General features: G+C 66.2%; 10 protein-coding genes and 2 tRNA genes. 1 reads left to right on the top strand and 11 read right to left on the bottom strand.

Annotated features, from left to right (window positions below; translation table 11 throughout):
* Nucleotides 1-325 precede the first annotated feature (325 nt).
* The 3 genes from D466_RS0119450 to rpoB all read right to left on the bottom strand — a co-directional run bounded on the left by D466_RS0119450 (nucleotide 326) and on the right by rpoB (nucleotide 8899).
* Nucleotides 326-402: transfer RNA gene (locus D466_RS0119450), tRNA-Met, on the bottom strand.
* A 139-nt stretch (nucleotides 403-541) separates the two neighbouring features.
* Entirely contained in the window at nucleotides 542-4774 is a 4233-nt protein-coding gene (gene rpoC, locus D466_RS0119445; RefSeq protein WP_018915353.1) for a DNA-directed RNA polymerase subunit beta', read from the bottom strand.
* Nucleotides 4775-4795: 21 nt separating this feature from the next.
* Complete coding sequence (gene rpoB, locus D466_RS0119440; protein ID WP_018915352.1) at nucleotides 4796-8899, bottom strand: DNA-directed RNA polymerase subunit beta; 4104 nt, start codon at nucleotides 8897-8899, stop codon at nucleotides 4796-4798.
* On the opposite strand from rpoB, the gene D466_RS24990 reads away from it, so the two are divergent.
* Entirely contained in the window at nucleotides 8898-9032 is a 135-nt protein-coding gene (locus tag D466_RS24990; RefSeq protein ID WP_255326097.1) for a hypothetical protein, read from the top strand. The two genes, rpoB and D466_RS24990, sit on opposite strands and share 2 nt — an antisense overlap.
* 58 nt (nucleotides 9033-9090) lie before the next feature.
* Here the strand turns inward: D466_RS24990 and rplL are convergent, their stop codons facing one another.
* The 8 genes from rplL to tuf form a co-directional block, all read right to left on the bottom strand.
* Nucleotides 9091-9468: a 50S ribosomal protein L7/L12 gene (rplL, locus tag D466_RS0119435; RefSeq protein ID WP_018915351.1), complete on the bottom strand. Its 378-nt coding sequence runs from the start codon at nucleotides 9466-9468 to the stop codon at nucleotides 9091-9093.
* A 51-nt stretch (nucleotides 9469-9519) separates the two neighbouring features.
* Entirely contained in the window at nucleotides 9520-10020 is a 501-nt protein-coding gene (gene rplJ / locus D466_RS0119430; RefSeq protein ID WP_026285507.1) for a 50S ribosomal protein L10, read from the bottom strand.
* A gap of 307 nt (nucleotides 10021-10327) precedes the next feature.
* The gene (rplA, locus tag D466_RS0119425) at nucleotides 10328-11029 is read right to left on the bottom strand and encodes a 50S ribosomal protein L1 (RefSeq protein WP_018915349.1); all 702 of its coding nucleotides are present in this window, start codon (nucleotides 11027-11029) and stop codon (nucleotides 10328-10330) included.
* Complete coding sequence (gene rplK / locus D466_RS0119420) at nucleotides 11030-11461, bottom strand: 50S ribosomal protein L11 (RefSeq protein ID WP_018915348.1); 432 nt, start codon at nucleotides 11459-11461, stop codon at nucleotides 11030-11032.
* Nucleotides 11462-11618: 157 nt separating this feature from the next.
* The gene (nusG, locus tag D466_RS0119415; RefSeq protein ID WP_018915347.1) at nucleotides 11619-12173 is read right to left on the bottom strand and encodes a transcription termination/antitermination protein NusG; all 555 of its coding nucleotides are present in this window, start codon (nucleotides 12171-12173) and stop codon (nucleotides 11619-11621) included.
* An 18-nt stretch (nucleotides 12174-12191) separates the two neighbouring features.
* Entirely contained in the window at nucleotides 12192-12575 is a 384-nt protein-coding gene (gene secE, locus D466_RS0119410; protein WP_026285506.1) for a preprotein translocase subunit SecE, read from the bottom strand.
* A 31-nt stretch (nucleotides 12576-12606) separates the two neighbouring features.
* Nucleotides 12607-12682: transfer RNA gene (locus tag D466_RS0119405), tRNA-Trp, on the bottom strand.
* A 116-nt stretch (nucleotides 12683-12798) separates the two neighbouring features.
* Nucleotides 12799-13989, bottom strand: a complete 1191-nt coding sequence (tuf, locus tag D466_RS0119400) for an elongation factor Tu (protein WP_018914074.1) — start codon at nucleotides 13987-13989, stop codon at nucleotides 12799-12801.
* Between the last annotated feature and the right edge of the window lie 5 nt (nucleotides 13990-13994).

The following is a 13994-nucleotide window of genomic DNA, read 5'->3' as shown; positions in this document are numbered from 1 at the left end:
CAGACCTCCCCGGGTATTGCGCACCCACCGTCACGCTTATGCCTGTCGGATCTACGCCGCATCGTTCCGTGCAAGTTTCGGGCTTTGATGATCTTGGGCACCTCACCCCGATGCGTCGCCTCGTATCCGCTTCCTGTTCGTCAGGCCAGCGCTTTGCCATCCGGCTTCCTCCAGACCCGCGGTCGCCCGCGAAACCCTTGCCTTCGGCTAACCGTTCCCCTTGCCGGGCCGGTAGAGGACTTCCACCTCCAAGTAGGTGCGCCCTGCCGGGCGCACCAACAAAAAAGCCAAGCATCCTGCGATGCTTGGCTTATCTGCTTATTTTTGGTTGCGGGGGCCGGATTTGAACCAGCGACCTTCGGGTTATGAGCCCGACGAGCTACCAGGCTGCTCCACCCCGCGTCTGGAAGAAGTGAACTATAGCAAGAATTGGCGCGCTGCACAAGGGCCGGGGTAGGGCGACCTGCGGAAGGGCCGGCCCGCCGCGCAAAAAAACGGCCGCCGAGTGTTGCCCGGCGGCCGTTCGACGCGCGGGACTGGCTCAGACCGCGCCTTGCTCTCCGGAGTCGCCGGCGGTCTCGTGCTCGGAGGCGTTGGTGCTGTCCTCCAGGGCCTGCAGCTCGGCCGCGGCCTGCGCGGTGCGCTCGGCGTGGTCCAGCACCTCCTTGGCCCTGCGGGCCTGGTGGAAGGCCATGCCGGTGCCCGCGGGAATCAGGCGGCCGACGATGACGTTTTCCTTCAGACCCCGCAGTTCGTCGCGCTTGCCCATGATGGCGGCTTCGGTCAGCACGCGGGTGGTCTCCTGGAAGGAGGCCGCGGAGATGAAGCTGTCGGTGGACAGGCTGGCCTTGGTGATACCCAGCAGCACGTTGTTGAAGGTGGCTGCGATCTTGCCCTGCTCGACCAGTTCGGAGTTGGTCTGCAGCACCTCGGAGCGCTCGACCTGCTCGCCGGTGATGTAGTTGCTGTCGCCGGAGTCCTTGATCTCGACGCGGCGCAGCATCTGGCGAACGATCACCTCGATGTGCTTGTCGTTGATCTTCACGCCCTGCAGACGGTAGACGTCCTGCACCTCGTCGACGATGTAGCGGGCCAGCGCTTCGACGCCGAGCAGGCGCAGGATGTCCTGCGGCTCGGCGGCTCCGTCGATCACCAGTTCGCCCTTGTTGACCACCTGGCCCTCGTGCACCAGGATGGTCTTTTCCTTGGGCACCAGGAACTCGTGGGACTGGCCGTCCAGGTCGGTGATGACCAGGCGCACCTTGCCCTTGGTTTCCTTGCCGAAGGAGACGGTGCCGGTGATCTCGGCCAGCATGCCGGCGTCCTTGGGCGAGCGGGCCTCGAACAGTTCGGCCACGCGCGGCAGACCCCCGGTGATGTCGCGGGTCTTCTGGCCTTCCATCGGGATGCGCGCCAGCACTTCGCCGGGGCCCACGTCCTGGCCGTCGCGCACCTGGATCAGCGCGCCCACCTGGAAGCCCACGGTCACCGAGTGCTCGGTGCCGGGGATCTTCACTTCCTGGCCCTGCTCGTTGAGCAGCTTGACCTGCGGGCGCATGACCTTGGCGGAGCCGCGGCGCTTGGGATCGATCACCACCAGCGTGGACAAGCCGGTGATCTCGTCGACCTGCTTGGCCACGGTCACGCCTTCCTCGATGTTCTCGAACTTGGCGCGGCCGGCGTACTCGGTGATGATCGGGCGGGTCAGCGGATCCCAGCTGGCCAGCGAGGTTCCGGCCTTGACCGCCATGCCGTCCTTGACGAACAGCGTGGCGCCGTAGGGCACCTTGTGGCGTTCGCGCTCGCGGCTGTAGTCGTCGGTCACCAGCACTTCGCCGGAACGCGAGATCACGACCTGCTCGCCCTTGGAGTTGGTGACGTAGCGCATGGTCGAGGTGAAGCGCGCCAAGCCGGCGCTCTTGGCCTCGACGCTGGACGCCACCGCGGCGCGCGACGCGGCACCCCCGATGTGGAAGGTGCGCATGGTCAGCTGCGTGCCCGGCTCGCCGATGGACTGCGCGGCGATCACGCCCACCGCCTCGCCGACGTTGACCAGCACGCCGCGGCCCAGGTCGCGGCCGTAGCACCTGGCGCACATGCCGTAGCGGGTCTCGCAGGTCAGCGCGGTGCGCACGCGGATCTCGTCGATGCCGGCGGATTCCACGGCGTCGAGCATGTCCTCGTCCAGCATCTCCCCGGCGGGGACGATGGTCTCCTGGTTCTCCGGGTTGATCACGTCGGTGGCCGCCACGCGGCCCAGCACGCGGTCGCGCAGGGATTCGATGACCTCGCCGCCCTCGACCAGCGCGCGCATGGCCACGCCTTGCGCGGTACCGCAGTCCGGCTCGGTGATCACCAGATCCTGCGTGACGTCGACCAGGCGGCGGGTCAGGTAGCCGGAGTTGGCGGTCTTCAGCGCCGTGTCGGCCAGGCCCTTGCGGGCGCCGTGGGTGGAGATGAAGTACTGCAGAACGTTCAGGCCTTCGCGGAAGTTGGCCGTGATCGGGGTCTCGATGATCGAGCCGTCCGGCTTGGCCATCAGGCCACGCATGCCTGCCAGCTGGCGGATCTGCGCGGCCGAGCCGCGCGCACCGGAGTCGGCCATCATGTAGATGGAGTTGAAGGACTCCTGGCGCACTTCCTTGCCGTGGCGGTCGATCACCGGCTCGGTGGCGAGTCCCGCCATCAGCGCCTTGCCCACCTCGTCGCCGGTGCGGCCCCAGATGTCCACCACCTTGTTGTAGCGCTCGCCCTGGGTGACCAGGCCGGAGGAGTACTGCTGCTCGATCTCCTTGACCTCGGTCTCGGCGCGGCTGATCAGCTCGTGCTTGAGCTGCGGCACCAGCATGTCGTCCACGCTGATCGAGATGCCGGCGCGGGTGGCCAGCGTGAAGCCCGATTGCAGCAGCTTGTCGGCGAAGATCACCGTGTCGCGCAGGCCGCAGCGGCGGAACGACGAGTTGATCAGGCGCGAGATCTCCTTCTTCTTCAGCGCCTTGTTCATCACGCTGAAGGGCAGGCCCTTGGGCAGGATCTCCGACAGCAGCGCGCGCCCGGAGGTGGTCTCGGCGATGAAGGTGCGCGGGGTCAGCTCGCCGGTGGCCTTGTCCTTGCTGTACTCGGTCAGGCGCACGTTGATGCGCGCGGTGAGTTCGAGTTCGCCGGCGGCCAGCGCGCGGTGGATCTCGCCGACGTCGGCGAACACCATGCCCTCGCCGCGGCCGTTGATGCGCTCGCGGGTGGCGTAGTACAGGCCCAGCACCATGTCCTGCGAGGGCACGATGGAGGGTTCGCCGTTGGCCGGGAACAGCACGTTGTTGGAGGCCAGCATCAGCGTGCGGGCTTCCATCTGCGCTTCCAGCGACAGCGGGACGTGCACGGCCATCTGGTCGCCGTCGAAGTCGGCGTTGAAGGCCGCGCACACCAGCGGGTGCAGCTGGATGGCCTTGCCCTCGATGAGCACCGGCTCGAAGGCCTGGATGCCCAGGCGGTGCAGCGTGGGGGCGCGGTTGAGCATCACCGGATGCTCGCGGATGACCTCTTCCAGGATGTCCCAGACGATCGGGGTCTGCGAATCCACTTCCTTCTTCGCGGCCTTGATGGTGGTGGCCACGCCCATGGCTTCCAGGCGGTTGAAGATGAAGGGCTTGAACAGCTCCAGCGCCATCAGCTTGGGCAGGCCGCACTGGTGCAGCTTGAGGGTCGGGCCGACGACGATGACCGAACGGCCCGAGTAGTCGACGCGCTTGCCCAGCAGGTTCTGGCGGAAGCGGCCGCCCTTGCCCTTGATCATGTCGGCCAGGGACTTCAGCGGGCGCTTGTTCTGGCCCACCATGGCCTTGCCGCGGCGGCCGTTGTCCAGCAGCGAGTCGACCGCTTCCTGCAGCATGCGCTTTTCGTTGCGCACGATGATCTCGGGCGCCTTGAGCTCGAGCAGGCGGCGCAGGCGGTTGTTGCGGTTGATGACCCGGCGGTACAGGTCGTTGAGGTCGGAGGTGGCGAAGCGGCCGCCGTCCAGCGGAACCAGCGGACGCAGGTCCGGCGGCAGCACCGGCAGCACGGTCAGCACCATCCACTCCGGCTTGGAGTTGGTCTTGCGGAAGGCGTCCAGCACCTTCAGGCGCTTGGAGTTCTTCTTGACCTTGGTGTCCGAGCCCTGCAGGTCGCCGCGCAGCACGCCGGTCTCGGCCTCCAGGTCCATGTCGGCCAGCAGGTCGCGGATGCCCTCGGCGCCCATGGTGGCGGCGAACTCGTCCCCGAACTCGGTGCGCTTGGCGGCGTACTCGTCCTCGGACAGCACCTGGCGCTTGGCCAGCGGGGTCATGCCGGGCTCGGTGACCACGTAGGCTTCGAAATACAGCACGCGCTCGATGTCGCGCAGCGGCATGTCCAGGATCATGCCCAGGCGCGACGGCAGGCTCTTGAGGAACCAGATGTGCGCGACCGGCGAGGCCAGCTCGATGTGGCCCATGCGCTCGCGGCGCACCTTGCTCTGCGTGACCTCGACGCCGCACTTCTCGCAGATCACCCCGCGGTGCTTCAGGCGCTTGTACTTGCCGCACAGGCACTCGTAGTCCTTGATCGGGCCGAAGATCTTGGCGCAGAACAGGCCGTCACGCTCGGGCTTGAAGGTACGGTAGTTGATGGTCTCGGGCTTCTTGACCTCGCCGAACGACCAGGAGCGGATCTTCTCCGGCGACGCCAGCGCGATGCTGATGGCGTCGAAGTGCTCGTCCTTCTGGAACTGCTTGAACAAATCGAGTAGGGCTTTCATGCCAATCTCCAAATCCGGGGGTCAGTTGCGTTCCAGTTCGATGTCCAGGCCCAACGAGCGGATTTCCTTGATCAGCACGTTGAAGGACTCGGGCATTCCGGCCTCGATGGAATGTTCGCCCTTGACAATGTTCTCGTAGACCTTGGTGCGGCCGTTGACGTCGTCGGACTTGACCGTCAGCATTTCCTGCAGCACGTAGCTGGCGCCGTAGGCTTCCAGCGCCCACACCTCCATCTCGCCGAAGCGCTGGCCGCCGAACTGGGCCTTGCCGCCCAGCGGTTGCTGCGTGACCAGCGAGTACGGGCCGGTGGAGCGCGCGTGCATCTTGTCGTCCACCAGGTGGTGCAGCTTGAGCACGTGCTTGTAGCCGATGGTCACCGGGCGTTCGAAGGCCTCGCCCGTGCGTCCGTCGAACAGCACGGCCTGCTTGCGCGAGGCCGAGAGCTTCAGGCGCGTGGCCTGCTCGTCGGGGTAGGCCATCTGCAGCAGCTGGTCGATCTCCTGCTCGGAGGCGCCGTCGAACACGGGGCTGGCGAAGGGCAGGCCCTTGCGCAGGTTGTCCGCCAGTTCCAGGATCTCGGCGTCGCTGAAGCTCTCGAGCTGCTCGCGCTTGCCCGAGAAGTTGTAGAGACCTGCCATCAGCTCGCGCAGTTCCTTGGCCTTGGCGTGCGCGCGCAGCATCTCGTCGATGCGCGCGCCCAGACCGCGCGCGGCCCAGCCAAGGTGGGTCTCCAGGATCTGGCCGATGTTCATGCGCGAGGGCACGCCCAGCGGGTTGAGCACGATGTCCATCGGCGTGCCGTCGGCCATGTAGGGCATGTCTTCCTCGGGCAGGATCTTCGAGACCACGCCCTTGTTGCCGTGACGGCCGGCCATCTTGTCGCCGGGCTGCAGGCGGCGCTTGACGGCCAGGTGCACCTTGACCGTCTTGAGCACGCCCGAGGGCAGCTCGTCGCCCTGCGTGAGCTTGCGGCGCTTTTCCTCGAACATCTGGTCGAACTCGTGGCGCCGCTTGTCCAGCGACTCCTTGAGTTGCTCGATCTGCTGCGCCACCGCCTCGTCGGTCGGGCGCACGTCGAACCAGTGGTAGTGGTCGAGGTCCTGCAGGTATTCCTGGGTCACCACGGCGCCGCGGGCCAGGCGCTTGGGGCCGCCGGTGGCCGGCTTGCCGATCAGCAGCTTGGCGATACGGTCGAAGGTGTCGGCCTCGACGATGCGCATCTGGTCGTTCAGGTCCAGGCGGTAGCGCTTGAGCTCGTCGTCGATGATCTGCTGGGCGCGCTTGTCGCGCTGGATGCCTTCGCGGGTGAACACCTGCACGTCGATCACCGTGCCGTACATGCCCGAGGGCACGCGCAGCGAGGTGTCCTTCACGTCCGAGGCCTTCTCGCCGAAGATGGCGCGAAGCAGCTTTTCCTCCGGGGTCAGCTGGGTCTCGCCCTTGGGCGTGACCTTGCCCACCAGGGTGTCGCCGGCCTCGACCTCGGCACCGATGTAGACGATGCCCGACTCGTCCAGGCGGGCGAGCTGGCTTTCCGACAGGTTCGGGATGTCGCGGGTGATTTCCTCCGGCCCCAGCTTGGTGTCGCGGGCCACCGCCTGCAGCTCCTCGATGTGGATCGAGGTGTAGCGGTCCTCGGCCACCACGCGCTCGGAGATCAGGATCGAGTCCTCGAAGTTGTAGCCGTTCCAGGGCATGAAGGCCACCAGCATGTTCTGGCCCAGCGCCAGCTCCCCGAGGTCGGTGGAGGCGCCGTCGGCGATCACGTCGCCGCGGGCGATCAGGTCGCCGCGCTTGACCACCGGGCGCTGGTGGATGTTGGTGTTCTGGTTGGAACGCTGGTACTTGATGAGGTTGTAGATGTCCACGCCGACTTCGCCGGCCTGGGTTTCCTCATCGTGCACGCGCACCACGATGCGCGCGCTGTCGACGTAGTCGACGATGCCGCCGCGCAGCGCGGTGACCGCGGTGCCCGAGTCGACCGCGGTGACGCGCTCGACCCCGGTGCCCACCAGGGGCTTCTCGGGGCGCAGCACCGGCACGGCCTGGCGCTGCATGTTGGCGCCCATCAGCGCGCGGTTCGCGTCGTCGTGCTCGAGGAAGGGCACCAGCGAGGCCGCCACCGAGACGATCTGCGCAGGCGAGACGTCCATGTACTGCACGCGCTGCGGGCCGACCAGGATGGTCTCGCCCTTCTCGCGCGCCGACACCAGTTCGTCGGTCAGCAGCCCCGCGTCGTCGACCATGGCGTTGGCCTGGGCGATCACGTACTTGCCTTCCTCGATGGCCGACAGGTAGTCGATCTGGTCGGTGACCTTGGCGTCGACCACGCGGCGGTACGGGGTCTCGATGAAGCCGTACTCGTTCAGGCGCGCGAACAGCGCCAGCGAGTTGATCAGGCCGATGTTGGGGCCTTCCGGGGTTTCGATCGGGCACACGCGACCGTAGTGGGTCGGGTGCACGTCGCGCACCTCGAAGCCGGCGCGCTCGCGGGTCAGGCCGCCCGGGCCGAGGGCGGACACGCGGCGCTTGTGCGTGACCTCGGACAGCGGGTTGGTCTGGTCCATGAACTGCGACAGCTGCGAGGAGCCGAAGAACTCCTTGATGGCCGCCGAGATCGGCTTGGAATTGATGAAGTCGTGCGGCATCAGGTTTTCCGTCTCGGCCTGGCCGAGGCGTTCCTTCACCGCGCGCTCGATGCGCGACAGGCCGGCGCGGAACTGGTTCTCCGCCAGTTCGCCCACGCAGCGCACGCGGCGGTTGCCCAGGTGGTCGATGTCGTCCACCTCGCCGCGCCCGTTGCGCAGTTCGACGAGCATCTTGATTACTTCCATGATGTCGTCGTGCGAAAGCACCATCGCGCCTTCGATCTCCTCGCGGCCGAGGCGGCGGTTGAACTTCATGCGCCCGACGCGCGACAGGTCGTAGGCGTCGGCGTCGAAGAACAGGCGCTTGAACAGCGATTCCACCGCGTCCTCGGTGGGGGGTTCGCCGGGGCGCATCATGCGGTAGATCGCCACCTTGGCGGCGAGCTGGTCGGGGGTCTCGTCCATGCGCAGGGTCTGCGAGATGAACGGGCCCTGGTCGAGGTCGTTGGTGAACAGGGTCTCGATGCGGCGGATGCCGGCATCGCGGATCTTCTTCAGCACGGCCTCGCTGAGTTCCTCGTTGGCCAGCGCGACGATCTCGCCGGTGTCCTCGGACACGACGTTGCGCGCCAGCACCTTGCCGATGAGGAAGTCCTCGGGCACGGAAATGCGCTGCGTGCCGCTCTGCTCGATCTGGCGCAGGTGGCGCATGGTGACGCGCTTGTCCTTGGCGACGATGACCTCGCCGTCCTTGTCCAGGATGTCGAAGCGCGCGAGCTCGCCCTTGAAGTGGTCGGGCACGAATTCCATCATCGCGCCCTGATCCATCAGGTCGTAGCGGTCGAAGCCGAAGAAGTGCGCCAGGATCTGCTCGTTGTTCAGGCCCAGCGCCTTGAGCAGGATGGTCACCGGCATCTTGCGGCGGCGGTCGACGCGGAAGTACAGGATGTCCTTGGGGTCGAACTCGAAGTCCAGCCAGGAGCCGCGGTAGGGGATGATGCGCGCGGAGAACAGCAGCTTGCCGGACGAATGGGTCTTGCCCTTGTCGTGCTCGAAGAACACGCCCGGGGATCGGTGCAGCTGCGAGACGATGACGCGCTCGGTGCCGTTGATGATGAACGAGCCCTTGTCGGTCATCAGCGGGATCTCGCCCATGTAGACTTCCTGCTCCTTGACCTCCTTGACCGTGGGCTTGGCGGCCTCGCGGTCCATGACGATCAGGCGCACCTTCGCGCGCAGGGCGCTGGCGAAGGTCAGGCTGCGCTGCTGGCATTCGCGCACGTCGAAGGCCGGGCGCGCGAGGTTATAGCCCAGGAATTCCATGCGCACGTTCTGGTTGTGCGACACGATCGGGAAGATGGCCGTGAAGGCGGCCTGCAGGCCTTCGTTCTTGCGCTGGTCGGTCGGCTTGTCCTTTTGGAGGAAGGTTTCGTAGGACTCGAGTTGCGTGGCCAGCAGGTAAGGCACCTCGATGACGCCTTGGCGAGTGCCAAAGCTCTTGCGAATCCGCTTCTTTTCGGTGAACGAGTAGGACATGGACGCTCCGCTGCGCTGGACTGAAACTGCTGAAACCGTGAAAACCGTTTTGGAATACCCACCGTTGGAGATGGGCATTCAAAAACCCCATGCCGGGATGCCGAACAGGCTCTCCGACCACCGCGACGCATGAAGGCGCGAAAGCCCGGAAGGCTTGAAAAGCCTTCCGGGCCGGTCGGGAACCAGGCGAATTACTTGATTTCCGCCTTGGCGCCAGCCTCCTCGAGCTTCTTCTTCGCCGCTTCGGCGTCAGCCTTCGGCAGCGCTTCCTTCACGGCCTTGGGCGCGCCGTCGACCAGGTCCTTGGCTTCCTTCAGGCCCAGGCCGGTCAGCTCGCGAACCGCCTTGATCACCGACACCTTGTTGGCGCCGACTTCCAGCAGCATCACGTTGAACTCGGTCTGTTCCTCGACGGCCGCGGCGGCGGCGCCGCCAGCGCCCGGGGCGGCCACGGCCATCGATGCGGCGGACACGCCGAACTTCTCTTCAAAGGCCTTGACCAGATCGTTCAGTTCCAGAACGGTCATGCCGCCGACGGCTTCCAGGATGTCTTCTTTGCTCAGTGCCATGATGGGTACTCCGGATATTTCGATGTTTGCTTGGACAGGCTCGCGACGCGCTCAGGCGGCGGGAGCTTCCTCGTTCTTCTTGGCCAGGGCGGCCACCGCGGCAACGAAGCCGGTCAGCGGGGCCTGCATCACGCCCAGCAACTTGGCCAGCAGTTCCTCGCGGCTCGGGATCGCGGCCAGAGCCTTGACGCCTTCGGCGTCGAGTTTCTTGCCGTTGATGGCTCCCGCGCGCAGGACCAGCTTGTCGTTGGTCTTGCCGAAGTCGCTGAGGACCTTCGCCGCGGCGATGGCATCCTCGGAAAAGGCGTAGATCAGAGGACCGCTCATGTCCTCGGCCAGCACCTCGAAGGAGGTGCCCTGGACGGCGCGCCGGGCCAGCGTGTTCTTCAGAACCTGCAGATGCACGCCCTTGCCGCGCGCCTGCGCGCGCAGCCGGGTCATGGGCTCCACTTCGATTCCGCGATACTCCGCCAGCACCAGAGTTTGCGCCTTGCCGGCAAGGGCCGCGACTTCCGTCACGACCGCCTGCTTTTCAGTGCGATTCAGACTCAAGGTTGACTCCTGAAGAAATGCTCCGGCCTGCTTGCGCAGCCCGAAGCGGGTTGCAGCGTCCTCTGGAGATCAACCCGCCCGCGGCGCTCGCGCGTCGCGAAGAGGATGGTTCCAGCGGGTCGCCATCTGCGCCGGCTTGGCTTGGGCGGGTCGCCCCGCTTCGCGCATTTGAGGGGCCGGGCCCTGGGGCCCTTTCCCGCCGACGGTCTTGGATCGCCCGGACCTCGCGGGCGCCTCGCGGCGCCCCCTCGGTCCGACCCACCAAAATTGCTTGCTCGTTAGGTCCTTGCTCGATTCCGGGACTCGATCAGGCCGCGGCCAGGCTCGAGGGTTCCACGCGCACGCCGATGCCCATGGTCGAGGACACCGCCACCTTGCGCAGGTAGATGCCCTTGGCCGCCTGCGGACGCGACTTGTTCAGCGCTTCCACCAGGGCCTGCAGATTGCTCTTGAGGGCCTCCGGCTGGAAGGACGCGCGGCCGATGGTCGAGTGCACGATGCCGGCCTTGTCGGCGCGGAACTGCACCTGACCGGCCTTCGCGTTCTTCACCGCGCCGGCCACGTCGGGCGTCACGGTGCCGACCTTCGGGTTCGGCATCAGGCCGCGCGGGCCGAGGATCTGGCCCAGCGCGCCGACCACGCGCATCGCGTCGGGGGAGGCGATGACCACGTCGAAGTTCAGGTTGCCGGCCTTGATCTGCTCGGCCAGGTCCTCGAAGCCGACCACGTCGGCACCGGCGGCCCGGGCCTCTTCGGCCTTCGCGCCCTGCGCGAACACGGCCACGCGCTTGATCTTGCCGGTGCCGGCGGGCAGCACTACGGAGCCGCGCACGACCTGGTCGGACTTGCGCGCGTCGATGCCCAGCGAGACCGCCACGTCGATGGATTCATCGAACTTGGCGACCGCGCATTCCTTGATCAGGTTCAGCGCGTCGTCGACCGCGTACAGCTTGTTCGGCTCGACCTTGGCGCGCAGCGCCGCATAGCGCTTGGGAAGCTTCTTGGCCATTTACACACCCTCCACGGTCACGCCCATCGAGCGCGCGGTGCCGGCGATGGTGCGCACGGCGGCGTCCAGATCGGCGGCGGTCAGATCCTTCACCTTGGTCTTGGCGATCTCCTCGAGCTGCGCACGGGTGATCTTGCCCACCTTGTCGGTCAGGGGCTTGGACGAACCCTTCTCCAGCTTGATGGCCTTCTTGATCAGCACGCCGGCGGGCGGCGACTTGATCACGAAGGTGAAGGACTTGTCCGCGAAGGCGGTGATGACCACGGGAAGCGCGAGGCCCGGCTCCACGCCCTGGGTCTGGGCGTTGAAGGCCTTGCAGAATTCCATGATGTTCAAGCCGCGCTGGCCCAGCGCGGGGCCGATGGGGGGCGAGGGGTTCGCCTTGCCCGCCGGCACTTGCAACTTGATGAAGCCGACGATCTTCTTCGCCATGCTGTTTCTCCTGTCGAGTTCGAACGCCCGCGCGGACGCGGGCTCCTCGGTCTTGCGGCCTCAGGGCGGTGCGCGAGGCGCCGCCTGCAAAGCGCGTGGTGCCGGGCCGCCCCGCACGACGCGCGGCCGGCTCCCCGAGGGGGCCGGCCGGTTCGGATCAGACTTTCTCGACCTGCTGGAATTCCAGTTCCACCGGGGTCGCGCGACCGAAAATGGTCACCGACACGCGCAGGCGGGATTTTTCGTAGTTCACTTCCTCGACGTTGCCGTTGAAATCGGTGAACGGGCCTTCCTTCACCCGCACCATCTCGCCGGTCTCGAACAGAACCTTGGGGCGCGGCTTTTCCACGCCTTCCTGGATCTGGTTCATGATCTTGTCGACGTCGGCCTCGCTGATCGGCGCCGGGCGGTTCTTCGCCCCGCCGACGAAGCCGGTCACCTTGCTGGTGTGCTTGACCAGGTGCCAGGTGGCGTCGTCCATCTCCATCTGGACCAGCACGTAGCCGGGGAAGAAGCGGCGCTCGGTGATGGTCTTGCGCCCGTTCTTCATTTCCACCACTTCCTCGGTGGGCACCAGGATGCGGCCGAATTTCGACTGCATGCCCGCGCGCTCGATGCGCTCGCGCAGGTTGCGTTCGACGGCTTTCTCCATGCCCGAGTAGGCGTGGACCACGTACCACTGCTTTTGGCCGGCAGGCACGGTATCAACCATTGCGGTCGGCTCCGATCATCAATGCTTCCAACCCAGGATCATGTCGTACAGGCCCCATTCGAGGATCTTGTCGACAATCCATAGGAACAATGCCATCAGGACGACGAAGCCGAACACGATGGCCGTCATCTGGATCGCTTCCTTGCGTTCCGGCCAGACGACCTTGCGAACTTCCCGTACGGAATCGCGAGTATACGCAATCAGGGCTTTCCCTGGGCCGGCGATCAGGAACAACCCCGCCGCCGCCACCAGCAATATGAGCAGGGCCACCACGCGCAGCCAGGTCTGCTGGGCGTGCAGCGCGTAGTAGGCGCCGAAGGCGGCGATGAAAACGACTGCGGCCGCCCCCAGCTTGGCCTTGTCGGCTGCGGTGGAGACGGGTTCTAGGTTCGGACTGGCCATGTTGTGCTGCTGGAGGTGCTGCATCCGGTGGTGGCAGGGGCAGAGGGCCTCGAACCCCCAACCTTCGGTTTTGGAGACCGACGCTCTGCCAATTGAGCTATGCCCCTGTGAAACCTCTACGGACCGGCCACTTTCGCTTGCCGAAACCGTCCGGCCTCGCGGCCGGGCGCTCACGGCGCGGCGTGCGGGGCCTTGGCTGCTCCCCGCGTCGCCGCGGTCTCGTTTACTCGATGATCTTGGCCACGACGCCGGCGCCGACGGTGCGGCCGCCTTCGCGGATGGCGAAGCGCAGGCCTTCTTCCATGGCGATGGGGGCGATGAGCTTGACGGTGATGCTCACATTATCGCCCGGCATGACCATTTCCTTGTCCTTGGGCAGCTCGATGGCGCCGGTGACGTCGGTGGTGCGGAAGTAGAACTGCGGCCGGTAGTTGTTGAAGAACGGCGTGTGACGGCCGCCCTCGTCCTTGCTCAGCACGTACACCTCGGCGGTGAAGTGGGTGTGCGGCTTGATGCTGCCGGGCTTGCACAGCACCTGGCCGCGCTCGACGTCCTCGCGCTTGGTGCCGCGCAGCAGGATGCCCACGTTGTCCCCAGCCTGGCCCTGGTCGAGCAGCTTGCGGAACATCTCCACGCCCGTGCAGGTGGTCTTCTGGGTGTCGCGCAGGCCGACGATCTCGATTTCCTCGCCCACCTTGACCACCCCGCGCTCCACGCGCCCGGTCACCACCGTGCCGCGCCCGGAGATCGAGAACACGTCTTCCACCGGCATCAGGAAGGCGCCGTCCACCGCGCGCTCGGGCGTGGGGATGTAGCTGTCGAGCGCCTCGGCCAGCTTGAAGATGGCCTGCTCGCCCAGCTCGCCCTTGTCGCCTTCGAGCGCCAGCTTGGCCGAGCCCTTGATGATCGGCGTGTCGTCGCCGGGGAAGTCGTACTTGCTCAGCAGCTCGCGAACTTCCATCTCCACCAGCTCGAGCAGCTCGGCGTCGTCCACCATGTCGCACTTGTTCAGGAACACGATGATGTAGGGAACGCCCACCTGGCGCGCCAGCAGGATGTGCTCGCGCGTCTGCGGCATCGGGCCGTCGGCGGCCGACACCACCAGGATCGCGCCGTCCATCTGCGCGGCTCCCGTGATCATGTTCTTCACGTAGTCGGCGTGCCCGGGGCAGTCCACGTGCGCGTAGTGACGGTTGGCCGTCTCGTACTCCACGTGCGCCGTGTTGATGGTGATCCCGCGCGCCTTCTCTTCCGGCGCCGCGTCGATCTGGTCATAGGCCTTGGCCTCGCCGCCGAACTTGTTCGACAGCACCGTCGTGATCGCCGCCGTCAGCGTCGTCTTGCCGTGGTCCACGTGTCCGATCGTCCCCACGTTCACATGGGGCTTGGTCCGCTCGAATTTGCTCTTCGCCATGATGA

The organism is Thiomonas sp. FB-6 (assembly GCF_000377645.1).
In the GTDB taxonomy this organism is placed as follows: Bacteria; Pseudomonadota; Gammaproteobacteria; order Burkholderiales; family Burkholderiaceae_C; genus Thiomonas_A.
Note: the sequence above shows the minus strand (reverse complement) of the source record. Positions and strands in the feature narration are given on the sequence as shown.